We start from the raw sequence: 25,290 nt of genomic DNA, 5'->3' as shown, positions 1-25,290 counted from the left end.
CTTTATTAATACGATATTAACGCAAACACAAAAAAACTGAAAGAAACTCGTCAGTTTCTTTCAGTCAATTTATGTTTTAAAGCGTGTTTAATTTCATTTAAAAATTAAAGTGAACGTGAAGCACCCTTGTATACAACACCACGTCTTGAATCAACAGTAACAGTGTCACCATCTTTAACAAGTGATGTAGCATTCTTAGCACCAACAACAACAGGTAGACCCATAGCAATACCAACAACGGCTGCATGTGATGTCAAACCACCGTTTTCAACAACAACGGCACTAGCTTTTTCAAGAGCTGGTAGGTAATCTTTGTCTGTCATCTTTGTAACAAGAATGTCGCCTTCGTTAACCTTCTTGTTAGCTTCTTCAGCTGAGTTAGCAACTACAACGTTACCAACAACTGATTCTTCACCAACACCTTGGCCTTTAACCAATGTTGATCCAATTAATTGAACCTTCATCAAGTTAGTTGTACCTGTTTCACCAACAGGAACACCGGCAACAACAAGAATTAAATCGCCTTCCTTAGCAAAGCCAAGTTCTTGAGCTTTCTTAGCAGCTAAGTCAAACATTTCATCAGTGTTTTCTGGCTTGTCAACAACAACTGGATCAACACCCCAGTTAACTGTCAAACCACGTTGTGTAGTTTCATCAAATGTTAGAGCTAGGATATCAGCACTTGGACGGTATTTAGAAATCATACGTGCAGTGTAACCTGATTTAGTAGCTGTAACAATTGTATTGATGTTTAGTTCTTCAGCAGTTCTAACAACTGATTCACCGATTGATTCTGTAACGTTTGAACCCTTGTAATCTTCGAAACGTTGGATTGCAAGTGAGTTGTTCTTGTCTAATTGTTGTTCTGTACGTTCGTCGATACGAGCCATAGCAGCAACAGCTTCAACAGGGTAGTCACCATTAGCACTTTCACCTGAAAGCATTGTAGCATCTGTACCATCAAGAACAGAGTTAGCAACATCAGTAACTTCGGCACGTGTAGGACGTGGGTTTTCTTGCATTGAGTCAAGCATTTGTGTAGCTGTGATAACTGGTTTACCAAGAGCGTTACACTTCTTGATCAATGATTTTTGAACGAATGGTACGTTTTCGAATGGAATTTCAACACCCATGTCACCACGAGCAATCATCAAACCATCTGAAACTTTAAGAATAGAATCGATATTGTCGATACCTTCTTGTGATTCGATCTTAGGGAAGATTTGTACGTATTCACAGTGTTTTTCTTCAAGGATTGCACGAATATCTAGGACATCTTGAGCTTTACGAACGAATGAAGCTGAGATGAAGTTAATACCTTGTTCCAAACCAAAACGAATATCGTCTGAATCTTTTTCTGTGATACCTGGTAGACGAACTTCAACACCAGGAGCATTGATACTCTTTCTTGAACCGATCATACCATCGTTTTGAACAACAGTAACCAATTCACGGTTCTTGTCATCTTTTTCAGTAATCTTCAAGTCAACAAGACCATCATCGATCAATACGTGACCACCAACATGTGTATCATCGTATAGACCAGGGTATGTAGAAGCAATCTTTTCAGGAGTACCTGTTAATGAGTCATCCATTGAGATACGGATTGTTTGACCAATCTTAGCTTCAAACTTGTTACCTTCTTGAACAGTAGTACGGATTTCAGCACCCTTAGTATCAAGAACGATACCTACAGTTTTACCTGTAATCTTTTCAGCTTCGTGTACCATTTCCATACGAGCTTTATGTTCTGGATGATCACCATGTGAGAAGTTGAAACGGAAGATGTTAGCTCCGGCTTCAATCAACTTAACGATTGTGTCAACATCGTTACTGGCAGGTCCAAGTGTACTTACAATTTTAGTTCTTTTCATCGAGAATCCCCTTTTCTTGTTTTCATCGTTTATTGTAACAAATTAAAACGTTATATGCTTAACTTATCTGCTTAAAGATTCATTTAAGTCATATAATGATAAATCAGGTTTGTGCTTGCTATCGAACAAATCAAGAATGTCATGAGAAGTAATCTTGTTGTTTTCGATACCAACAGCAAGACCACCCTTGCCGTCAAGAAGTAAATCAACAGCATAAGCACCCATCTTACTTGCTAAGACACGATCCTTAACTGTTGGTGAACCACCACGTTGTACATGTCCTAAGACAGTAGCACGTGAATCAAAATCACCATACTTATCTAATTCCTTCTTGAAGTCATCGGCATGCATAACACCTTCGGCCAAAACAATAATCATGTTCTTGTTACCGTTTTGACGGCCTTCTTTAACTTCTTCAGCAATTTCCTTGATGTCAAAATCACGTTCTGGAACGATAATCTTTTGAGCACCACCGGCAACACCAGCCCAAAGAGCCACGTCACCAGCACCTCTACCCATTACTTCAACAATAAATGTTCTTTCATGGGAGCTAGCAGTATCATGCAACTTATCAATGGCATCAACAGCAGTAGATACGGCTGTATCAAAACCAATTGTAAAGTCAGTAAATGGAATATCGTTATCAATTGTTCCTGGTAGACCGATTGCGTTGTAACCATGTTCTGTTAAACGCAATGCACCATGGTAAGAACCATCTCCACCAATAACAACTAATGCATCAATTCCAAATTTCTTTAATTGCTCAATACCCTTGAGTTGACCTTCTACGTTAGCAAATTCAGGATATCTTGCAGAATACAAGAATGTACCACCACGTTGAATACGGTCAGATACGTCTTCGCTTGTTAGTGGGAAAATATCACCAGCAACCAAACCAGCATATCCATAATTGATACCAAACACTTCGAGTCCTTTATCAATGGCTCTACGTGTGACTGCTCTAATAGCAGCGTTCATACCAGGGGCATCTCCACCACTGGTTAAAATACCAATACGCTTCATTTGTTCACACTCCAAAATTATTTGTTTCTAAAACAAAACCTAATCAAATATAACATTTTTATAGATTAGTTTGTAGAGCTGAAAACGTTTTTCAAGCAAATTTGTTAGTCTTTTTTTAAGAAAACACTTTTTTCGCCTAAGAAATTTTTCAATTGGCTCTGCACTTTATTATTAAAGCCTATCCAACGATTAGATTTCAACAGTAATGCTTGCTTCTTTTTATCCCGATAAATAATAACTGGCATTTTCCCGGGGTAATGTTCGATCAAACGATACAGTTTCTCTAAATTATCAGGCGTATCAAGATTCTTCGTAACTCGAAGATAGAGTTTTTCACTTGGTAATTGAACAGTGTATTGTTTAGGATCACTTAAACGATCAGCAATGAATTCTAAATCTCCTCGTTGCCCCACATTACTGTGACCATCGAACAAGAAAATTTTACCATCTAATTCCATATTTTCAATTCTTTGAAAAACTTTAGGAAAAATTGTCACTGATATACTACCTGACTCGTCTTCAATTGTCATGAAGCACATTCTCTGACCTTTTTTAGTTCGTATAACTCGTAAATTTTTAATTAATCCCAAAATTTTTACAGAAATATTCTGAACCATTTTCAATTCAGATATCTTCTTAGTAGAAATATTCAGTAGCTTATTACGATACCTTTCAACCGGATGTCCAGAGACGTAGACACCTAAATACTCTTTTTCTTGATTAAGTCTCTCTGTCAAAGTAAAGTCATCAACTTCATGTTTCTTCGGATCCAGAACATCAAATAGTGACAAATTACTACCTGCCAATTGAATACTCTCTATCAAATCTCGAAAGTCATACAGTAATTCCTTGCGGTTTTTATTGAATGAATCAAAAGCTCCTGCCAAAATCAATGGTTCCAAATAATCATTCTTAACAAATCTTGGATCTATTCGTTGCAAAAAGTTTAAAGCACTCGTAAATGGCCCATTCTTTTCTCGTTGTTCAACAATCGATTGAGCTAAATCACGACGCATCCCTTTAACACTCAACAATCCAAAACGTATTGCTTTATTAGCTGAGCTAAATTCATAGGAACTCAAATTAATATCGACATTCAAGATTTTAATTTGTTGATCTTTGGCATCTTGCACATAAGTTGAAACCTTATTCTCATTATTCAAATTAGAATTCAACAGACAGGCAAAGAACGCATCCGCAAAATGGACTTTAATGTAGGCTAACCAAAAAGCAATCATCGAGTATGCAACCGCATGGGATTTATTAAACCCATAATTACCAAATTTCTCGATATATTGATAAACCTTTTCGGCTGATTCCTTACTATGCCCTTGGCCGACAGCACCATTAATAAATTTTTGTCGATTTTCTTCAATCAACTGTTCATTCTTCTTACTAATAGCCCGACGTAAAATATCCGCGTCTGCTAAAGAGAAATTAGCCATTTGCGACGATGCCTGCATGACTTGCTCTTGATATACTAGAATGCCATACGTTGGTCGTAACAAATCCTCTAAAGACTTATCTGGATATGTTACAGGTTCTTGACCATGTTTTCGGGCAATAAATGTAGCAATATTTTGCATTGGACCGGGACGATACAATGCATTAGTTGCCACAATATCGTCAAAACTAGTCGGTACAAGCCTTCTTAAAACACTTCTAATACCATCTGATTCAAATTGAAAAACTCCGTCTGTAGCGCCTTTCTGGAATAATTCCAGTGTCTTAGGATCATTTAAAGGTATTTTCTCTGGAATAAATTCACGACCATAATCCTTTGAAATTATTTGAATAGCTTTATCCAAAATCGTCAAATTCTTTAAACCTAGAAAATCCATTTTCAATAGCCCAACACTTTCGACATTATTTTTTGTCTGTTGTGTTAGATTAATGCCATCATCTTCAAGCTGAACCGCCACAATATCAGTCATCTTTTTCTTACTTAAAACAATTCCTGCTGCATGTTTGGAATAATGACGTGGAATACCTTCTATTCGTTTGGCCACTTGATAAATCAATTCATTTTCTCGAGAATTATTAACCAAGTTTCTCAAAGTGCTTGACTCATCAAAAGATTCTTGTAAAGTTATATTCAATTTCTTAGGAATAGCATTCGACCACTGCGACATTTGAAATTGTGTTTGACTGAAAGTTCTAGCGATATCACGTAAAGCCATCTTAGCCGCCAAGGTTCCAAAGGTGATAATTTGTGCCATATGGTCAGAACCATACTTGTCATGCATATACATAACCATTTCATCGCGTCGATTATCAGGCAAATCTAAATCAATATCTGGCATATTCACTCGTTGAGGATTCAAAAATCGTTCAAATAACAGATCGTATTTAATTGGATCAACTTGAGTAATACCCAAACAATACGATACTAACGATCCAGCCGCAGAACCACGTCCAGGACCAGTTTTGATTCCGACCTCATGAGCATGCTTGATAACATCCCAAACAATCAAAAAGTAGTCTGAAAATCCCATTTTATCAATGACACTTAATTCATATTCCAATCTTTGAGCATATTCATCAGGAATTTGACCCACCAAACGTTTATTCAATCCTCTTTGCGTCAATTCTGTTAAAAATTGAATAGAAGACTTTCCATCAGGTGTTTCAAATTCAGGCAATTCTGTTTCTTTAAATTCAATCTCAACATTACACTGATCGGCAATATAACTAGTATTTTCTACTGCACTTGTCATATCAACTTCTGCAAAATCAGACATAAAATCGGCCGCTGGGCGTAAATAATGATCCCCTGTCTCTACAACTTGCTCTAAATTGTCAAAATGCTGTCCTGTACGCAAGTAATTGACTACTTGGTAAGCTAGATGGTCATCCGTCCTAACATAGCGTACATCGCCTAAGGCTGCCAATTTAAGTCCATTCAGCTTAGATACATCCTTAATAATTCGAACATTATCGAGTTGTCCTGAATAAAGTCCTACACCTAAATAAAGTACTTCTTTATCAATTAACTTCAGCAGCTTTTGAACATAGGCTCTCTTATCATCGATTGCAATAATTTCTGCACCACTTGCGGGAGTAATCACAAAAAGATTCTCTAGATACAATTTTAAAGTCGTTAAATCTAGAGGTTCTTTAGACGACATGACTGCTGAAGAAATTTTAATAAGATTTTGATAACCACTATTATTTCTTGCTAATAGAATTAAAGGATAACTATTCTGGTCATCAATCAAACCTTGTGCTTCAATTGTCAAACCGATAATAGGTTTAATTCCCGCTTTGTTAGCATATTTATAAAAATCTATTGAACCATATAAATTATTAATATCTGTTAGAGCAATAGCTTTATAGCCTAGCATCTTTGCTTGATCAACTATTTCGGTTAATTTAGCAGGACTATGCAAAAGACTGTAGCTACTGATTACTTGTAATTGGGCTTGCAATTTAACGCCCCCTTTGTTTAAAATTATATCAAAATCAAGCAGAAGTTTATTGGGTAAAAATCCATTTTGTGCTAAACTACTTGAGAAAGTGAGATGGAAGAAATGAGATATATTGCTGTAATTTTCTGGTCAATCATGTTGGGACAAGTTGCCGGTTTTATCGGTGGTGCCCTAAACCAACAAACTTACAATACAAATTATTCTATCATTGTTAGTATAGTATTCGCTGTCATCTTCAGTGTAATTCCATTGATGCTCGACAGTTCTGTTAAAGAAACAAAGACCGAAAAAAACGCTTAATTCAGTTTAAGCGTTTTTTTGTGCCATTAAAACTTCTAAATTATAACTAAAAAACTTCAACTCAATTTTCAGAGTTGAAGTTTTTATTTTGTAAGTAAATTAATACTTAGTGATGTACATATAGAAATCTTTAGTCGTCAAATTAATATTATAATTAACTCCCTTAGAAGTAATTGTATCCATTGAAGTCTTAGTAGAATTCTTGTCAGCATTCTTAGTTTGCTTAGCAAAATCCTTTAAAACCTTCTTACCATCAGCTCCTAATAACTTGGAAACGATCATCAAATCTGTAGCAAAATTCTTTTGACCAGTCTTAGATTTGAGATCTTTATAAGAGAACTTTGTTGCAATTCCCATTAATTGGTTATTTTGAACGTTATAATACCACTTCGTTCCATCATTCTTCTTATGCGTTATAATTCCATTTTTAGAAATTAATTGTAATTGATCATTTTGTTGTCCTAATGATAGCAATGTATAATTATACGATTGCGCAAAAGTCAGGTAATCTTCAAGTGCCTTAGCTTTTTTTACTTTAACTAACTTAGTCTCTGTCTTGTTACCATTCACAGCTTTGATCCTAACATTCTGATCACTTGCTGAAACAGGTACAGAGATAGCAAAATGTCCACCGTCTACAGCTACTTTCTTAGTTTCGCCATTAACCGTATAGGTCAGCTTCTTATAATTACTAGCTTGGCCTTTAACCACAGAAACTAAACCATCCGCACTATATGACTTCTTAGTCGTTGATAAATTTAATTTTGAACACCCTGAGAGCATTAAAAAGAATAGCGGAATAACCAACAACAATAAATACTTTAATCTTTTCATAGTTGTTTCCCCATCCAATTAAAAATATTAAAAAAAAGCCAAGACCAATTGACTTGACTTTTAATTAAGCTTCTTTGTTATCACTGATAACTTTTTCACCCTTGTACATACCTGATGGTGAAACGTGATGACTTAAACGATATTCACCAGTAGCAACGTCGAATTGCATGTTTGGTGTGTTCAATTTAATATGTGCACGTCTTTGACGTTTTCTTTGTTTTGATGATTTTCTCTTTGGAACTGCCATATTTAAAAACTCCTTTATTTATATTACTTAATCAAATCTAACGTTTAATATAATACTATCATAAAAACATTAGAGCAAGCAAAAATCCTATTTTGTTTGCTTTTTTACATTATTTTCCTTTAAAGCATCCGCAATTTGGTTATCATGAGAGACTTTTACGTTGGAAATTTGTTTTTGTGCATGACGATTAAGTTTATTTTCTTTCTTGTTACCTGTATTAGCTAAAAGCAATGTGATTACTGCTCCCAAAAGCAACGAAACAATAATTAAAATAATTAATGGCAACTTCACTCTTGTAAAACCAAAACTGACTGTAACTGGATCTACATTCAACACAGCAAAGATTACCACAATCAAAGCTATAACTAATCCAATGACGAATCTTGATTGTTTACCATTATTATTACTCATTTTTTAACCCTCTATTATTTGCAATTTCCAAGTGTTGAAGCAAAATAATCCCCTAAACTTGGTGCTAACTTATAAAGTACTGCAGCTAATTCCATATAACGTGGACGATTGATTTCACGTTTATTTTTGTTAAACGTATCAACTATTTCCCAGGCTAATTTATTTGGATCAAGTACAAAGTTCTTCACTGAATCAAGATAGTTTCCGTTATGATCGGCTACAGAGAAGAAATTGGTTGCTACAGGGCCTGGATTGATAGTCGTTACAAATACACCTAGTGGCTTCAATTCTAGTCTTAGACCGTCTGAAAATGCGATTACAGCTGCTTTAGTAGCCGCATACGCTGCTGATTTAGGAGTTGTGATCTTTCCAGCCATTGAACCAACGTTAAAAATGTGCCCACGACCATTATCAACCATTTTGCTAGCAACTAATCTAGTCATCAACATTAAACCTAAAACATTCACACGAAACATTTTTTCAATCTTATCAAAGTCTGTCTCTAAATAATTAGAGAAATCACCAAAGCCAGCGGCATTAACCAAGACATCAATATCATCATTGATCTCAAAAGCCCTTTTTACTCCATCAGTGATTTGTTGCGGATCACTCATGTCAACACTCAAATATTCATGACGAGCACCCTCTGCACCTACACGAATACATTCATTCTTTACCTGCAACAATTTATCTTCATTACGAGCTACTAAAATTAGATTAGCACCGGATTTAGCAGCATTGATAGCTACATTCTTACCAATTCCGGAAGATGCTCCTGTAACCAAAACTGTCTGATTCAATAAATTAACCATTGTCATCCTCTTTTCTATTTGAATGGAACTTCAAACAAATCAAAATCACTAGCCACTTTAGTATTCTTAAAGATTCTTTGAGCTTCTCTTTGCAAAATTAAAGCACCCCTACCAGTATATCTAGCAGAAATATGTGTCAAAATCAATCCTTTTGCATGAGATCTTTTGGCTACTTCCGCTGCCTGAGTGGCAGTTGAATGGAAATAATTATAGGCTAGTTTCTTTTCATCGTTAGAAAAAGTTGATTCGTGAACAATTACGTCCGCATCTTGTGACAACTTATCAATCTCTGGAGTATAGCGAGTATCAGAAATGATCGTAACAACCTTGCTTGGTTTATCAGGACCAATAAAGTCCTTACCATTCAGAACTGTACCATCTTCTAGAGTAACTGTTTTACCAGCCTTCAATTGGCCAAAAATTGGACCATTAGGAATATTGTACTTTTGTAGATCATCCACCAATAATTCACCAGTTCTTGGCTTTTCAACAACACGATATCCAAAGCAAGTTACTCGATGCTTCAATTCACCAGCATATACGATGAAAGTTTTATCATTGAAGATTTCTCCACCATTTTTCATCTCAATATATTTGATGGGATAACTTAATCTGCTGCCAGTTACCTTTAGAGAGGTTTCAACGAATAGTTTTATCCCAACTGGTCCATATATTTCTAGAGGCGAATTTCCACCTTGATTAGAACGACTGGATAATAAACCTGGCAAACCAAAGATATGATCTCCATGTAAATGAGTGATAAAAATCTTTGTAATCTTTCTTGGCTTTATCGCTGTTTTTAAAATCTGATGCTGTGTAGCCTCGCCGACATCAAACAGCCACACCTCGTTCCTTTCATCCAGCATTTTTAGAGCTGTACTTGAAACGTTGCGACCTTTTGATGGAACGCCAGCGCCTGTTCCTAAAAATTCTAATTCCATAAAAAATTCCTATTCTACTTCTACTTTTTATCCAATGACTTCAAAATTTCTTTAGCCACGAAGGATGTGTAATACATTGAACCATCTGGATTAGGATGGACATTATCATCATAGAACCAATCAGTATGTCCATTTGAATATCCATTCCAATCAATCACGGTCAAATTCTTATACTTGCTTTGAGCTTGGCTCAGAACACCATTAACAGTCTTTTCCCATGGTCTTGTTGGAACATGGACATTGATCCAGTAAACATGACGTTGTGGACCAACTAATGACATGATCTGTCCAAGTTGTTGCATATTGAATGGTCCATTAGTTCCTAAACCAATCAAGACATTAGGTGCCAAGACTCCTTGATCTTTGTACTTTTGTAAGATATCTAGACTGGCTGCCAATTGACGACTTACTGCCGCATCAACAACAACCTTCTTGTCATCAAATAACTTCAAGAAATTATCTGAACCATCAGCCATAACTGAATCACCAACAGCTGTTAATGGTACATCCTTTAATCTCTGTAAGTCGATCTGTGTTAAACCATACTTTTCAAACTCAGTATTAATTGGATGATCTTTAGCAGCTTTCTTATATCTAGCATAATCAGCAGCTGACATCTTACCTGTTGCATTCTGTTTCTTTTTAGCTTTTTTCAAATTCTCAATGGCTTGTTGTTTCTTTTTCTTATTAGCTTTTTCATTCTTATTAATCTTATTAGCCAATTGACTGTGATTAACGTTAGGATTTGGTGCACTAACTGCTTTAACCACACTGTAACAACCAGTAATACTGATTAATGCAATTACTAGAGCCAAAACACGTTGAATTCCCGTTGAAGATTTGAAGAAATTCTTAACGTCGCTCCACTTAGCATGAGCTAAAGGTTGTTCGACAAACCTGAATGAAAATTCAGTTACTAAGACAATTAAAATAACTTCAATCACCGGATATAAAATCGGATGGTCTGCAACATTTTTAAATTTAGATTCAAAAAAGATCATAACAGGAAATTGGTATAGGTATAATCCATAACTTCTTGAGCCCACATAATGGAAGACCTTGTTGGATAACAAACTATTCCACATAGAATCTGGATGAGCTACGACCGCAATAAAGATACATGTTGTGACAGAGAAGATGAACATTCCACCACGATAAAGGAAAGGATCAGAATCTTTAATTGTGAAAATCATCAATAGCATTAAAGCCAATGACAATAAACCAACAATATTCAATTTCCATTTATCAGACTTTTTAAGACCCTCTTTTAGTTTCTCGGCAGGCCAAACTAATGCCAAGCCGCATCCCAAAAGAATAGAGAACAATCTTGTGTCAGTACCATAATAGATTCTACTTGGATCAACACCTGGTTTAAATAAAATTGCCATCCAAATTGCTGATGCAATGGAAACAATCAAAGAGAAACCAAAAATACGACCCTTTTTAACATGGAATTTACTAAACAAAATCAACAGAATTGGCCAAATAATATAAAATTGACCTTCAATAGACAATGTCCATAAATGTGTAAACGGTGATTCATTATTGGCAAATCGTTCAAAATACGACTGACCATTAAAAATTTGCCACCAATTATAAACATTCAAAACATTTGTCACAAAAATCTGATCGAAATGGTATAGCAAGTTCTTCAAAAACAAAACAATATATGCACCGGATGCCAATAATACAAATAGCATTCCTGGGTACAATCTTTTTACTCTTTTTAGATAAAAATTACTTAATGAAAACGAACCACCATAATCTACAGTATTAAAGAAATGATCTGTGATTAAGTATCCAGATATCAGGAAGAAAATTGGAACTCCCAAATATCCACCGGAAAAAACATTAGGATTTAAGTGATACATGATAACACCTATAACCCCTAAAGTACGTAGTCCATCAAATCCAGTAATAAATCTTCTTTTCGGTGATTTATTCATTATTTCTAGCCCCTAAATAAATTCAAAAGTAAAGTCAAGAATTGTAACTGAATCACCTGATTCGGCCCCTGCCTCAATCAAGGCATCTTCAATACCCATTGACTTCAATTGTCTAGCAAAACGCATGATTCCATCTTGATGATCCAAATTAGTTCTTTGAAGGAGCAATTCAACTCGATCACCCTTAACAACAAAGCTATGTTCGGCATCTTTTTCAATAGTAAATTGTTTCTTCTCTGGCTCAAAATTGTATTCCTTAGAATCATCAGCTTGTACATCAAAGTGAATTGGTTCTGCTTTAGATAGTACTTCACTGGTATGGTTCATTAGATCTTTAACACCAGTATGTTGAATACTTGAAATAGGGAAAATATCGGCATTGGCATCCAATTTCTCCTTAAATTCTGCCAAGCGTTCTTCAGAACCAGGAATATCTAACTTAGTTGGTACAATAATTTCTGGACGTTTCAAAACATTTACATCGTAATTACCTAATTCTTTACGGATAGCTAAATAATCATCGTAAGGTTCACGACCATTGTTAGGATCCATATCAACTAAATGTAGGATGACTCTAGTTCTTTCAACGTGACGTAAGAATTGAATTCCCAAACCAACACCATTAGAAGCACCTTCGATCAATCCCGGTAAATCGGCAATAACAAAATCTTGACCATTTTCCAACTTAACCATCCCTAAATTAGGAGATAAAGTCGTAAAGTGATATGCAGCAATCTTAGGCTTAGCTGAAGTTGCTACAGATAATAAGGTAGATTTCCCAACAGATGGGAATCCAACTAAACCAACATCCGCAATCAATTTCAATTCGAGCTTCAAATGCTTCTCTTGACCGGGTTCACCGTTTTCGGCTACTTCTGGTGCTTGGTTCTTAGAAGTAGCAAAGTGAATATTACCACGTCCACCATCGCCACCTTTAGCAACGACTAATTCTTGATTGTTTTCAGTCAAATCTCCAACTAATCTACCACTATCTTCATCATAAACTGATGTTCCTGTAGGAACGACAATGTAAACTGGATCAGCCTTGTGACCATACATTCCTTTAATTTGGCCATTTTGACCAGGTTGAGCTTTAAAAATTCTCTTATATCTAAAGTCCATCAAGGTATTCATGCCTTCATTAGCCTTTAAAATTATGTCGCCTCCGCGACCACCGTCTCCACCTGAAGGTCCGCCAAGTGGTACATACTTTTCGTGGCGGAAGGCAACAGCGCCGTCTCCACCCTTACCAGATTTTACGGTGATTTTAACGTTATCTACAAACATTAAAATCCCCCTTTCTAAACTTAATTATCATTTCTAAATTTTAGCACAAAAACATACTTCATAATACTTTGAAGTAGAATTGATTGTCCAGTAATTTATTAATTGGTTAATATCTTTTGGAAGATTTTGAAAGATTCTGAGTTTTTATGATTGATTTTGAACGAATATGGAGGTATTATATTTTTTGCGAGGTGATGAAAGTGCTTACTGAAGAAAGACAACAAATTATTTTAGAACAATTAAAAATACACAATATTGTCAAACTCCACGATTTAATTCCATTAACGGGTGCTTCTGAATCTACCTTGCGTCGTGATTTGCAAGATCTTGAGAATTGTCACAAATTATTACGAATTCACGGCGGTGCTCAAAACGTCATTTCATTACATGAGGAACCAGCCCTTTCCCAGAAAGCAGCTGTACATATTAATGAAAAGAAGTTGATTGGTCAAACAGCCGCAAGTTTAGTTAGAAATCATGAGGTAATCTTTTTAGATTCCGGAACCACCATTCAATTCATGATTCCTTACTTAATAGAACATAACGACTTGTTAGTCATTACCAATAGTGTCGATAACGCTTCGATGTTGGCCGATTACAACGTGAACACATTTCTTCCTGGGGGAAAGTTAAAATCATCTACAAAAGCATTGATTGGTGCGAATATCATTCAAACACTTGAAAAGTATCATTTTGATCGTGCTTTTCTCGGTACTAACGGCTTTTCTATTGACGCTGGCTACACAACGCCAGATCCTGAAGAAGCAGCCATTAAGAGTTTGGCGATCACACAATCGAATCAATCTTATGTACTATCCGATAGTTCCAAGTTTTCGCAAGTTAGTTTTAGTCGTTTTGCAACTTTAGATGAAGTTCCATTAATAACAAGCAGACTATCAGAAAAAGAAGCTAATGCTTTGAAAAAATTTACTAAGATAACGGAGGCAATCTAGTTGATCTATACAATTACAGTTAATCCTTCAATTGATTATGTTTTGCAATTGAAGAATTTAAATACTGGTGAAGTTAACCGTACTCAAAACGATGTTAAACTTCCTGGAGGAAAAGGAATCAATGTTTCTAGAATCATGAAGGAACTTAATATTGATTCCACAGCACTTGGTTTTGTTGGTGGTGCCACAGGTTCAATGTTTGAAGAATTACTTTCTCAACATAATCTAAAGACTTCCTTTACTAGAGTTAAAGAAGACACTCGTATCAATGTCAAAATCAACGCTACTGAACAAAATGAAGAAACTGAAATTAATGGTGCCGGTCCTGTCATCAGTGATGAAGAACAAACTAACTTCATGAATAACTTAAGTGAAATTGGTAAAGGCGACATCGTTGTCATGGCTGGAAGCCTTTCCAGAAATCTCAATACTAATTTTTATTTAGATATTGCTGAAAAGATTCAAAAACAAGGTGCTGAATTTATCATTGATACTACTGGTCAAGCTCTCTTGGATACTTTGCCATTACATCCATTAGTCGTAAAACCAAATCACCATGAATTAGCTGACTTATTCAACGTTACTTTCAAGGATGAGCAAGAAATCATTACTTATGCTAGAAAGCTTTTGGACAAAGGAGCTAAGCACGTCCTAGTTTCTATGGCTGGAGATGGTGCTTTACTGGTTACCAAAGATAAAGCTTACAAGGCTAATGCACCTAAGGGAACTGTTATCAATTCAGTTGGTGCTGGTGACTCAATGATTGCCGGATTTGCTGGTACATTCATGGAAACAAACGATCCTATCGAGAGTTTCCACATGGGTGCTGCTTGTGGATCAGCTACTGCCTTCAGTCAAGACATAGCTATTAAAGAAAAGATTGACGAAGTTTATAAGGAAATTTCTATTACAGAAATCTAATTGAGGGGGACTCTTAATAATGGACTTAAAGCAACTATTGTTAAAAGACGCCATGATTATGGACTTGAAAGCTACTACTAAAGAGGATGCCATTGAAGAAATGGTTGATAAGTACTATCAAGTTGGCGTTATTGATGACAAAGAATTATACAAAGCAGATATTTTAAAGCGTGAAGCACAAACTAGTACCGGTATCGGTGAAGGAATTGCCATGCCACATGCTCGTGATAAAGCCGTTAAACGTGCTACAGTTTTATTCGCTAAAAGTGCTAAGGGTATTGATTATAAATCACTAGATGGCCAACCAGCCTACCTATTCTTTATGATTGCTGCTCCAGATGGTGCTGACAATCTTCACTTGCAAGCTCTTGCCGCACTATCATCACTTCTAATCAATCCTGAATTGGTCAAGAACTTAAAGAATGCCCAAACAGCTGATGAAGTTCAAGAATTATTTGACAAGGCTATGAAGGAAAAAGAAGCTAAGGATAAAGCTGACGAAGAGAAAGAAAAAGCTAAAGCAGCAGCTGCTGCTCAAGCTAGTGATTCTGATGACAAGAAACCTTACGTCGTTGCTGTTACGGCTTGCCCTACTGGTATTGCTCATACATACATGGCTGAAGCTGCTCTAAAAGAACAAGCTGAAAAAATGGGCATTGATATTAAGGTTGAAACTAATGGTTCCGAAGGTGTTAAGCACAAGTTAACTGCTGACGAAATCAACCGTGCCGATGGTGTTATCATTGCTGCTGACAAGAAAGTTGACATGCCTCGTTTTGATGGCAAGCACTTAGTTAACCGTCCTGTTAGTGATGGTATCAACAAAGCCGAAGAATTAATCAACTTAGCTGTTGAACAAAAGGCTCCCGTCTTCCATGCTGAAGGTGGTGCTACCGCAGAAAAAGAAGACACTGAAGAAAAGAAGTCACTTTGGTCAAGAATCTACGCTGATTTAATGAATGGTATTTCTAATATGCTTCCATTCGTTGTTGGTGGTGGTATCTTAATGGCCATTTCCTTCCTATTGGAAAACTCCGTTGGTGCTCATTCACAATGGTTCCTCTTCTTTAATAATGTTGGTAATTACGCCTTCAGTTTCTTGATCCCTGTTCTAGCCGCCTACATTGCGGTTTCAATCGGTGATCGTCCTGCCTTGCTACCTGGTTTCGTTGGTGGTTACATGGCTTCCCAAGCTACAGCTTCTGTAGTTAGTTCCAAGAGTCCTGCCGGTTTTATCGGTGGTCTTCTAGCTGGTTTCATTGCTGGATGGGTTGTTGTTTTCTTAAAGAAATGGCTCAAGAATCTACCTCATTCATTAGCTGGTCTTAAGACTATCTTGATTTATCCAGTATTAGGATTGCTCTTCACTGGAGCTATCATGTACTTCGCTGTTGATCCAATCTTTGCTGTTGTTAACGCTGCTATTACTCACTTCCTAGAATCAATGGGTACTGGTAATGCCGTTATCTTAGGTACATTGCTTGGTGGTATGATGTCTATCGATATGGGTGGTCCTTTCAACAAGGCTGCTTACACATTCGCCATTGGTACATTTACTGCAACTCAAGATGGTGCTTTGATGGCTGCCGTCATGGTTGGTGGTATGGTTCCTCCTCTAGCTATTGCTATTGCAACAACATTCTGGAAGAACAAGTTTACTGAACAAGAAAGACAAGCTGGTCTTTCAAACTATATTTTAGGTTTATCATTCATTACTGAAGGTGCTATTCCATTTGCTGCCGGAGATCCATTGCACGTTATCGTATCAAGTGTTATCGGTTCTGCTATCGGTGGTGGCTTGACACAACTATGGGGTGTTAATGTTCCTGCTCCTCACGGTGGTATCTTCGTTACACCATTAGCTAACAAACCATTACTTTACTTATTAGCTGTTGTTATCGGTGCTGTAATTTCTGGTGTTATCTACGGTGTTTGGAAACCTGCTAAAAAAGAAAATAAATAAATCCCGTTATAAACGGACAAAAAACTATTTAACTGGCTGAAAAGTTAGCTAAATAGTTTTTTTATTTAGAAGGAATTACTAAAAGCCTCCAATTGGAGCTACTACTATAAATCTTCTTTAAGCAAACTATATAGATTTTCATCATGAAAACCATCGTCCAATAATTCGTTTTGGCGTAATGTTCCCTCCAAAATAAAGCCCGCTCTTTTAGCCACCGCATTACTAGCTTCATTATCAACAGCTGCTTGGATTATGACACGATTTAACCCATAATCTTCAAAACCTAAGTTAGCAAAACATTGTACTGCTCTTGTCGTAATACCTCTCCCCTGAAACTTCTTACCCAACCAATAGCCAATATCAGCACTAGCCCGTAAATGATCAAACTGATTAAAACTAATCATTCCAGCAATTTCATTTTGATACCAAATTATAAGGTTTAGTGAATCATTCGTCCCCATATGACGGTTAGTCATTTGTAAAAACTCAACTTCATCATTCGCCACTTTGGTTAGCTTTAACCATGGTAAATAATATTCAAAATATTCTCGTTGCCCATCCAACAAGTTGAATAACTTGGGACCGTCAATTTTAGGTCTTGGTACTGCCAATTTAATATCATCTGATACTTTGCAAGATAACATCGTACTTACCTTCTTTATCTTAATTAATATTATTTTTATCCTTTATTTCGGATAAAGCAAAAATTTTAAAAAATCTAATCTTAAAATATATGAGATAAGAATTCAGTAGTTCAACTCGATTACTGAATTCTTATCCTTTTTTATTCTCATTAGCTTTTATAATTCTTTTCCCATTATCTGAAATAATTTTCCATAAAACAATTTTTGAATTGCCATTTTTTGTTGATATAACACGTTATTTAGCGCTTACAGAGTGATTTTCTCTGTTATACTGAAACCACTTACAAACCTAATGGTTTGAAAATTCCCTACCACAAAACGCAAGGAGTTTATTATGAAAAAGAAAACAATCTTACTATCAGCCATTATTTTAGGAGGTTTTGCGGCCCCAATCGTACAACAATCGGTTGTTAACGCACAGACTATCCAAACTGAAGTTGTTCAGAATACAAATAAACAGGAAGGTGAAAGTACTAATAATCAAGAACCACGTACTAACAAGATTAAATTAAGCGATAAAATCTCATCGGATCAATTAAATGCTGACACCAGCATCGTAATCCCTTCTACAAATAAAGATGTTAATACTAAATTAGATGATATCTACGTTAATCTTAATGACAAAGAAATTGCTGAATTAAAGGCTAATAAAGAAACCAATTTCCAAGTTGATGACTTAGAAATTACTACTAGTTGGGGAGGTTCTCTTAGCTACGAAAGCGTTAGTTCAGACATGCAACTACAGTATGACGACAGTACTCAGACACTTTCTCTACTAGATGATTCTAAAAAAGTTAATCATATTACCTACGAACTAATGCATGGCGATGCCAATGTTCATTATATTTTCAAAGATACTGGTGAAGAAATTTATCAAAAGATTCATGATGATACTCTTGGATCCGGTGAACAAGATTTCACAGTTGAAGATTTAGTCTCTCTCCAAAAGGACTATTTATTAAAGGGACATTTTGACGCTGTTTCTATTGATTTTGATAATATTGCTAATGTCGTGAACCCTTCAAATCCGGCCGAAATAAGTTTTAAAGAAGAGCCAATTGTTAAAGAATATGATCCTGACAAGATTAACAAGGACAATGCCGAATTTACTGTTAAATTAGAAAAAGCTGAACCGACTATTTTTAATTTAAATGTCTATTTGGACGGTAAAATTTTCTCCAAGCAGAGCCTTACGGCTGATATTTATACAAAGCTTTCTAAGCAGACTGGTGAAAAATTACCAGATCCATCAACAGCTAAACTAAATAATAATAAGACACATACTGACGTGAATTACTCTTATTTCCCACAATTGGGTGTAACCACGATGTCTGGTAAGGCCTTCCATCAAACTATTTTTGACGTTGGAAATAACTGGATAGATGAACCCACAACTGAAGATTTTTTTAATCAAGCTCTACATTATTATATTCGTGACATGGATATACACCATTTATTTGCTGGCCGTAAACAAACCATCTCTATTTACTATGAATCAGATGGTTACTCTGAAGAAGAAGCTAATTCTACCGTAACTTCTAACGTACACATCAATTCTAATCTTGGATTGCAAACGGTTCTAAATGTTACCGGTAAAAAAGGTGAAACCATTCTTGTCGATGTACCTCAAATTGAAGGTTACGAATCGGATAAAAAAACTGTTACCGCCAAGGTAAATGAAGACGGCACTATTACTACTAACGAAAAAGTAAAATATAGTTTAATTAAGGATGATGAAGGTGCAGGTTCCACTAAGCCACCAATTACTAATCCTGAGCCAAGTCCTAATCCGACTCCAGATCCTAGCCCAGCTCCAAACCCTAATCCAGCTCCAAACCCCAATCCGGCTCCAAACCCTAATCCAGATAAAATGAATGGATTCGTTGGTACTATGAAACAATACGTTAAATTGTACCAATTGGAAAAAGGCAAAATGAAGCCTATTACCAACAAAGAATTGGGTAAGCATTCTGATTGGAAGTTTGATCAAACTATTAAGGTAAATGGTAAAATTTACTACCGCGTTGCCACAAACGAATGGGTTGATGCTAAGACCGTTTATCGTTACCAAGTTGAATCAGGCATTGTTGAAATTCTGGGTTACTTGGTTCTTCAGGATTGCCTGGTTCTTCTGGGTTACTTGGTTCTTCCTTATCCTTTGCATAATAAACAGTGGAAATACGACCGTATTGCCTACTTAGGCGATAATGAAGAAAAGTACTATCGTGTTGCTACTGATGAATTCATCGCTCTTAACGATGTTATTAGAAAATAAGTCGAAAAAAAACAGCCCTTTTACGGACTGTTTTTTTAATTATTTCATTTGATTATGTTCTTTTAAATATTTACGTGCCCAACTGAGATATTTCTCATCTTCAGCAGCATCTTGTGAGGTTAAAATCTTGGGACCATCTTCTGTAATAGCCAAAGTATGTTCATATTGTGCAGACCATGAACCATCAGCACTAGCATAGTAGATCCAATCATCGTTAGGATCCTTCAATGAGCGATCAACAATTTCCCATGTTCCCTCATTAATCATAGGTTCAATTGTAATTGTCATACCATTCTTAAGACGTAATCCTTTGCCTGGTTCACCATAATGCAAAACATCAGGTTGTTCATGCATTGTTGGTTGAATACCATGTCCACAAAGTTCTCTGACATCCCCGTAACCATGTTCATCTTCAGTGTAATGTTGAATAGCATATCCAATATCACCTAATCGATTACCCTCAATACTTTGAGCAATTCCTAAGTATAGTGACTTTTTAGTAACTTCCATCAAATCGGATGTTTCTTGACTAACTGAACCGACGGCATAACTCCAGCAAGAATCACTTTGATAGCCCTTATAGCTAACGGTCATGTCTACTTTAACTAGGTCGCCCTCTTTTAAAATCAAATCCTTACGTGGTGTACCATGTGCAACTTCATCATTTACATCCACACAAGTAGCATATTTATAACCTTCAAATCCCTTTTCAGAAGGAACTGCACCATGACTAACAATATAATCATTAGCAAATTCCTCAATTGAGTATGCTGAAATACCAGGTTTAATCATATCACGTAGGCCTAAATGGACTCCGGCTAATATTTTACCTGATTCACGCATACCTTCAATTTCTCGTTCTGATTTCAATGTAATCATCAAATCTCTCCCTTTTAACCTTTATGATACTTCTTATGAAAATCTGTACTTGCTAGCGTTATTTTAATTGTTTGTGCCGTCGTTTTAGGAATTCCCAGATCAGTCAGTTGCTCAACAGAAGCCTCTTTCATCTTCTTAACCGACCCAAACTTCTTTAACAATTTTGTTCTTGTCTTAGGACCCACTCCCTGAATATTATCAAGTTGCGAAGATAAAGCATTTTTGCTCCGCGTCTTTCGATGGAAAGTAATCGCAAAACGGTGCACTTCATCTTGAATTCTCTGTAGTAAGTAGAAACCTTGACTCTTACGGTCTAATGGTACCTCAATTCCCTCTTCACCGACAATTAAATGTGAAGTATTATGGTGATCATCCTTGACCATTCCCGCTACAGGTATATTAATTCCTAATTCATTAGTGAGAACATCCATCACAGCACGCAATTCGATGATACCACCATCCATCAAAATCAAATCTGGTAAAGGATCATCTTCCTTAATTAAACGTGAATAGCGTCGATAAATGACTTCGCGCGTATTGGCTGCCTCGTCAGCACCTGACTGATGTTCAACCTCACCTTTAATTTTATTCTTTCGACTTGAACAAATACATGGACGGCCATCTTTAAACATCTCCATTGCTGATACCGGATTGGTCCCCTGTATATGTGAGTGGTCAAATGATTCAATGATATGACCATAAGGCAAATCAAGTGCCTCAAAAATCTGTTTCTGAGCACCATAAGTTTGGTTATTATCCAATTCCATTAATCGGAACTTTTCTTGACGCCCTTAACATTAATAGGAATCCGCCATATCCATTAGATCTCGTTTTTGACCACGCTGAGGTGTTCTAAATGGAATATTTAAAACTTGAGACAAGGTATCTTTATCTAAATTATCAGGCACCAAAATTTCTTTAGGCAAAACCTGATTTCGACGATTATAGAACTGTAGGATAAAAGAAGATAACTATCTTGAACTGAAGCTGATGTATCCTTTACATTTTTTCTCACGCTTCATTAAACGAGCTTGACGAATAAAGAAGATTTGAATTGAAATCCAACCTTTTTCGACATAATAATTAAAAATATCTCTAGGCGTACTATCATTAGAAATGATTTTTTGTTTTTCAACTGTAGTTTCAATATATTTAATTTGGTCTCTTAATTCGGCAGCTCTTTCAAATTCTAGTTTTTCTGAAGCCGTTTCCATACGATCTTCCAGTTGATGTTTAATCTCACCAACGTTACCACCTAAAAACTTTTTGATCTTTTCAATCTGTTGATCATACTTTTCTTTAGGAACCGTTTGAAAACAGGCCCCTAAACACTGCCCCATATGGTAGTACAAACAAGGCCGACCTAAGTTCCCCTGACATCTGCGTAATGGATAGACTTTTTGCAAAAAGTTTAGGGTATTAGAAGCTGCCCAAACATTAGGATAAGGACCGAAATAGTAAGCACCATCCTTCTTAACCAAGCCTGTAATCTCCATCTTAGGATCACGTTCGTTAGTGATTTTAATGTATGGATAGCCTGTACCACGTTTTAATTTAATATTGTAATACGGTTGATGCTTTTGAATTAAAGTAATTTCCAACAAAAAAGCTTCCTTATCGTTGGAAGTAATAATTGTTTCAAAATCACGAATCTCTGATACTAAGCGAGCAGTCTTACCCTCATGTGAACTCTTAAAATAAGAACGTACCCGATTACGTAAATTTTTAGCCTTACCCACATAAATAATTTTAGAATTAATGTCCTTCATTAAATAACATCCAGGACGTGGTGGTAAGAGGCTTAATTTATGTTCAAGATATTCAGTTGCCAATAAATATCCCTCCCTCTTATAGTCCGAACTTATTTAATCTTAAGTTAATCTGAATAATTGTCAAATGAAGTGACATATTTGGTTAAAGATACCTATCACCATAAAAAAATTAACTAATTTAATTTACCTAAATAATTGTTATTCTTTTTGAAAGGCTATATAATAACAATAGATATAAAGAAACCTGAAAGGGGCTGATACCGATGGGCTTAACAGTGAAACGCGAAAGTGATTTTGGCAGTTTGTTTGATAAGTTTGCCTCTCTTCCCGATGATGTAAAAGAAAACGAAAAACGCGTAGATTCCGCAGATAAGAAATCTGCTAAGAATAAAAAGGAATCTAAAAAGTAGTAATTAAAACTTCTCTTGTTTGATGTCACTTCTCATAAGTGAAATGCCATTTAATTTTTACTATTTCTTTAAGAACCCTTTTGATATAAAATGTGTGCCCTCCATTTTGGATATTTGCCATCCAAAACTTGGAGGGTTTTTTGTGTTCAAAAATAATAGTCCCAACAACTTAGCTTCAAGTTATTGGGACTATTATTTTCACCTCTGCATAAACTGTTTCCTGACAATTGAGCTTACAACTAGTCTGGAAGTACTTCTGATTCCATTTTTCTTAAATCGATTAATTCTTGAAACATCAAATATTCAAAATTATCATCTAAGATGCTACTGTATAATTTCATGATTTCCCCTTATTTGTTTATTTTTAATTGTATGAAATTAGCAGCTATCACGGGACGTCTAATTTGACGACCCTTTTCATTGATATAATTGTCGACTGAAAGAACTTCACCGTAGAACTTTACAGTGTCATCTTCCTGCAAGCTACTAATATTTCTAGCAAAATTTGAGTCGGTGTATCTTACCTTGCAAACTCTTGAAGCGTCATTACCGTCTAATGCCACTAACATATACTTATCTTCTGGATCTAATTTTTTAATATGTCCAAATTGAAAAATCTTCGATCCAAAATATAAAGTTGTATTCTCATATAAATTGTCAAAAGAAACATAAGAGTATTTTTTACTCTCATTACTAAATTCCGAAATACTCTTCTGCTTATGCTTCGTTTCACCTACTAAAATAATATTTTCACGGTTACTGCCAATTACTTTATTTTTTGATAGCAACAAATAACCTATTAGTACTAATAACGTACATAAAAAAGCAATTAACAATTTGGATCGTAAAATTCTTATCATTTAATTCCCCCAACTACAAAAGATAGCAAAGGTCTAGACAAATTACAACGAATTATCCAGACTAAAATATTTAAATAAGTCATCATTAAAAATGAGCATAAAAAAATATCTCTAAGTTAATTTAGGGATATTCCTACTTTATTAAACATTAATCGTTTCCACCTTAATAACATTCTCATTCATTGACAATCCTTCAACGATGTCAACATAATCAATATTTTTTCCAAAATCAATTGAGTAAACATTAGTATAGATCTTCGTATCATTGAAATTAGATACGCTAAACCTTACACCCTCAACTGTTATATCATGTCTTTGAAAATACTCATCAATAAATTTCTTAGTATCTAATTTGTGTTTATACTCAATTTTCAACTTCCGGACGGGACTGATCTTGATAATTTTCTTCAAGAAACCCAAAACTGCATAAACCACTAAGAAACCAACTATAGCAATTATATAATCACCCATACCAATAGCGATTCCTAGACAAGCAACTACCCAAAGACTGGCAGCAGTTGTTAATCCACGAATCGAGTGATGTTCCACAATAATTGTTCCAGCACCTAAAAATCCAATGCCACTAACTACCTGAGCTATTAAACGAGCATCATCAGCTCGCAAAACGCCTTTATATTGTGGATACTGACGTGCCATCTCCAAAGCATCAAACCCAATATTCTTTTGTATCATTGCAATGATACAAGCACCTAAACAGACCAAGATATGTGTTCTTAAACCGGCAGGACGATGTTTATATGCCCGATCCAATCCAATAATACCTGAAAATATCACAGCCAATAGAAGTCGAATTACAACATTTAGCACACTTAACTGGCTCAAAAATGATCCCTCCAATATTCTCATTAAACAACTCAATTATTATAACATTATTACCTGTTTTTTTAATTATTACTATTAATAAACATATCGGTTATCTGTTCAGGACTAGTAGCCTCATTTAATGCATAACGAAAATTTGGTTTTAATAGCAAAAGCGAAATACTGGCTAAATACTTTACGTGCAAAAAATTGGGCTCAGTCTTAGGAATTAGTAAACTGATAGCCATATCAATTTTCTCGTCATCCCACATAATTGGATTATTAAGTTTTATAACTAACATAGTCAACTCTTTAACGGAATCATCAATAATATGAGGCAAAACAATGCCATCACCTAAATTAGTTGACACCTGCTGTTCACGTAGCAAGAACTGCCCATATATTTTCTCTTCATCCAAACCAGATTGTTTCTCACAGGCAAATTGGGCTAGATAATGTAATAACTCGTCCTCAGAAGAGGCAGAAACATCCACTCTGACATTTTGTGACTTCAAGATTTGCGAGAAATCACTAGTCTCCTCTTCCTTACTACGTACTTTATTTTGAGGATCATTAATATCATTAGTTAAAATAGTATTATTGTCCTTTTCTTTCTTGCTAAAAGCATTTCTTAACTGGTTCCACAATGATTGATGCATCATACAACCTCCATAACAAAAAAAGTCAA

The 25,290-nt window shown here is 35.7% G+C and carries 21 protein-coding genes and 1 pseudogene; 6 read left to right on the top strand and 16 right to left on the bottom strand.

Annotated elements, in window-relative coordinates:
* Positions 1 to 104: 104 nt before the first annotated feature.
* The 3 genes from pyk to dnaE all read right to left on the bottom strand — a co-directional run bounded on the left by pyk (position 105) and on the right by dnaE (position 6,325).
* Positions 105 to 1,874 carry a pyruvate kinase gene (gene pyk / locus ATN92_RS08795; protein ID WP_056952285.1) on the bottom strand — a complete coding sequence of 590 codons (1,770 nt, stop codon included), beginning with the start codon at positions 1,872 to 1,874 and terminating at the stop codon, positions 105 to 107.
* 63 nt (positions 1,875 to 1,937) lie between these two features.
* A complete protein-coding gene (gene pfkA, locus ATN92_RS08790) occupies positions 1,938 to 2,897 on the bottom strand; it encodes a 6-phosphofructokinase (protein ID WP_054642294.1) in 960 nt (319 codons plus the stop codon).
* 104 nt (positions 2,898 to 3,001) lie between these two features.
* Positions 3,002 to 6,325, bottom strand: a complete 3,324-nt coding sequence (gene dnaE, locus ATN92_RS08785; protein ID WP_056952282.1) for a DNA polymerase III subunit alpha — start codon at positions 6,323 to 6,325, stop codon at positions 3,002 to 3,004.
* A 93-nt stretch (positions 6,326 to 6,418) separates the two neighbouring features.
* Here dnaE and ATN92_RS08780 point away from each other — a divergent pair, with 93 nt between their 5' ends.
* Positions 6,419 to 6,625 carry a YjzD family protein gene (locus ATN92_RS08780; protein ID WP_082397480.1) on the top strand — a complete coding sequence of 69 codons (207 nt, stop codon included), beginning with the start codon at positions 6,419 to 6,421 and terminating at the stop codon, positions 6,623 to 6,625.
* A gap of 99 nt (positions 6,626 to 6,724) precedes the next feature.
* Here ATN92_RS08780 and ATN92_RS08775 read toward each other — a convergent pair whose 3' ends face one another.
* The 7 genes from ATN92_RS08775 to obgE all read right to left on the bottom strand — a co-directional run bounded on the left by ATN92_RS08775 (position 6,725) and on the right by obgE (position 13,103).
* A complete protein-coding gene (locus tag ATN92_RS08775; protein WP_056952279.1) occupies positions 6,725 to 7,459 on the bottom strand; it encodes a hypothetical protein in 735 nt (244 codons plus the stop codon).
* A gap of 64 nt (positions 7,460 to 7,523) precedes the next feature.
* Positions 7,524 to 7,706: a 50S ribosomal protein L32 gene (rpmF, locus tag ATN92_RS08770; RefSeq protein WP_025085314.1), complete on the bottom strand. Its 183-nt coding sequence runs from the start codon at positions 7,704 to 7,706 to the stop codon at positions 7,524 to 7,526.
* 87 nt (positions 7,707 to 7,793) lie between these two features.
* Complete coding sequence (locus ATN92_RS08765; protein ID WP_056952277.1) at positions 7,794 to 8,117, bottom strand: lipopolysaccharide assembly protein LapA domain-containing protein; 324 nt, start codon at positions 8,115 to 8,117, stop codon at positions 7,794 to 7,796.
* Between the two features lie 14 nt (positions 8,118 to 8,131).
* Positions 8,132 to 8,929, bottom strand: coding sequence for an SDR family NAD(P)-dependent oxidoreductase (locus tag ATN92_RS08760; protein ID WP_056952275.1), 798 nt, complete (start codon positions 8,927 to 8,929; stop codon positions 8,132 to 8,134).
* Between the two features lie 14 nt (positions 8,930 to 8,943).
* Complete coding sequence (gene rnz / locus ATN92_RS08755; RefSeq protein ID WP_056952272.1) at positions 8,944 to 9,870, bottom strand: ribonuclease Z; 927 nt, start codon at positions 9,868 to 9,870, stop codon at positions 8,944 to 8,946.
* A gap of 20 nt (positions 9,871 to 9,890) precedes the next feature.
* On the bottom strand, positions 9,891 to 11,816 hold the full coding sequence (locus ATN92_RS08750; RefSeq protein WP_056952270.1) for an acyltransferase family protein: 1,926 nt from the start codon (positions 11,814 to 11,816) through the stop codon (positions 9,891 to 9,893).
* 12 nt (positions 11,817 to 11,828) lie between these two features.
* Positions 11,829 to 13,103 (bottom strand): GTPase ObgE, encoded by a 1,275-nt coding sequence (gene obgE / locus ATN92_RS08745; RefSeq protein WP_056952268.1) that lies wholly within the window; start codon positions 13,101 to 13,103, stop codon positions 11,829 to 11,831.
* Positions 13,104 to 13,297: 194 nt separating this feature from the next.
* Between obgE and ATN92_RS08740 the strand changes: the two genes are divergently transcribed.
* From ATN92_RS08740 to ATN92_RS08730, 3 genes are read left to right on the top strand one after another with little or no spacing between them, the layout of a single operon-like run.
* Complete coding sequence (locus ATN92_RS08740; RefSeq protein ID WP_234032563.1) at positions 13,298 to 14,056, top strand: DeoR/GlpR family DNA-binding transcription regulator; 759 nt, start codon at positions 13,298 to 13,300, stop codon at positions 14,054 to 14,056.
* A complete protein-coding gene (gene pfkB, locus ATN92_RS08735) occupies positions 14,057 to 14,977 on the top strand; it encodes a 1-phosphofructokinase (protein ID WP_056952265.1) in 921 nt (306 codons plus the stop codon).
* A 19-nt stretch (positions 14,978 to 14,996) separates the two neighbouring features.
* Positions 14,997 to 16,940, top strand: coding sequence for a PTS fructose transporter subunit IIABC (locus ATN92_RS08730; protein ID WP_056952263.1), 1,944 nt, complete (start codon positions 14,997 to 14,999; stop codon positions 16,938 to 16,940).
* Positions 16,941 to 17,044: 104 nt separating this feature from the next.
* Here ATN92_RS08730 and ATN92_RS08725 read toward each other — a convergent pair whose 3' ends face one another.
* A complete protein-coding gene (locus tag ATN92_RS08725) occupies positions 17,045 to 17,584 on the bottom strand; it encodes a GNAT family N-acetyltransferase (protein WP_056952261.1) in 540 nt (179 codons plus the stop codon).
* A gap of 334 nt (positions 17,585 to 17,918) precedes the next feature.
* Here ATN92_RS08725 and ATN92_RS08720 point away from each other — a divergent pair, with 334 nt between their 5' ends.
* A complete protein-coding gene (locus tag ATN92_RS08720; RefSeq protein ID WP_158106687.1) occupies positions 17,919 to 19,859 on the top strand; it encodes a hypothetical protein in 1,941 nt (646 codons plus the stop codon).
* A 39-nt stretch (positions 19,860 to 19,898) separates the two neighbouring features.
* Here the strand turns inward: ATN92_RS08720 and map are convergent, their stop codons facing one another.
* A complete protein-coding gene (gene map / locus ATN92_RS08715) occupies positions 19,899 to 20,738 on the bottom strand; it encodes a type I methionyl aminopeptidase (protein ID WP_056952256.1) in 840 nt (279 codons plus the stop codon).
* 14 nt (positions 20,739 to 20,752) lie between these two features.
* Positions 20,753 to 22,570: pseudogene (uvrC, locus tag ATN92_RS08710) on the bottom strand (excinuclease ABC subunit UvrC).
* A 203-nt stretch (positions 22,571 to 22,773) separates the two neighbouring features.
* Here uvrC and ATN92_RS18610 point away from each other — a divergent pair.
* The gene (locus ATN92_RS18610; protein ID WP_167593944.1) at positions 22,774 to 22,920 is read left to right on the top strand and encodes an SPJ_0845 family protein; all 147 of its coding nucleotides are present in this window, start codon (positions 22,774 to 22,776) and stop codon (positions 22,918 to 22,920) included.
* A 350-nt stretch (positions 22,921 to 23,270) separates the two neighbouring features.
* On the opposite strand, the gene ATN92_RS08705 is transcribed toward ATN92_RS18610, so the two are convergent.
* The 3 genes from ATN92_RS08705 to ATN92_RS08695 form a co-directional block, all read right to left on the bottom strand.
* On the bottom strand, positions 23,271 to 23,780 hold the full coding sequence (locus ATN92_RS08705) for a hypothetical protein (protein ID WP_056952250.1): 510 nt from the start codon (positions 23,778 to 23,780) through the stop codon (positions 23,271 to 23,273).
* Positions 23,781 to 23,921: 141 nt separating this feature from the next.
* Positions 23,922 to 24,623 carry an MgtC/SapB family protein gene (locus ATN92_RS08700; RefSeq protein ID WP_025085295.1) on the bottom strand — a complete coding sequence of 234 codons (702 nt, stop codon included), beginning with the start codon at positions 24,621 to 24,623 and terminating at the stop codon, positions 23,922 to 23,924.
* A gap of 62 nt (positions 24,624 to 24,685) precedes the next feature.
* Positions 24,686 to 25,261 carry a PTS sugar transporter subunit IIA gene (locus tag ATN92_RS08695; protein WP_056952244.1) on the bottom strand — a complete coding sequence of 192 codons (576 nt, stop codon included), beginning with the start codon at positions 25,259 to 25,261 and terminating at the stop codon, positions 24,686 to 24,688.
* Positions 25,262 to 25,290: the final 29 nt, after the last annotated feature.

The organism is Companilactobacillus bobalius (genome assembly GCF_009764355.1).
The sequence above is the reverse complement of the archived record's forward strand: the minus strand, read 5'-3'. Positions and strand labels throughout refer to the sequence as shown.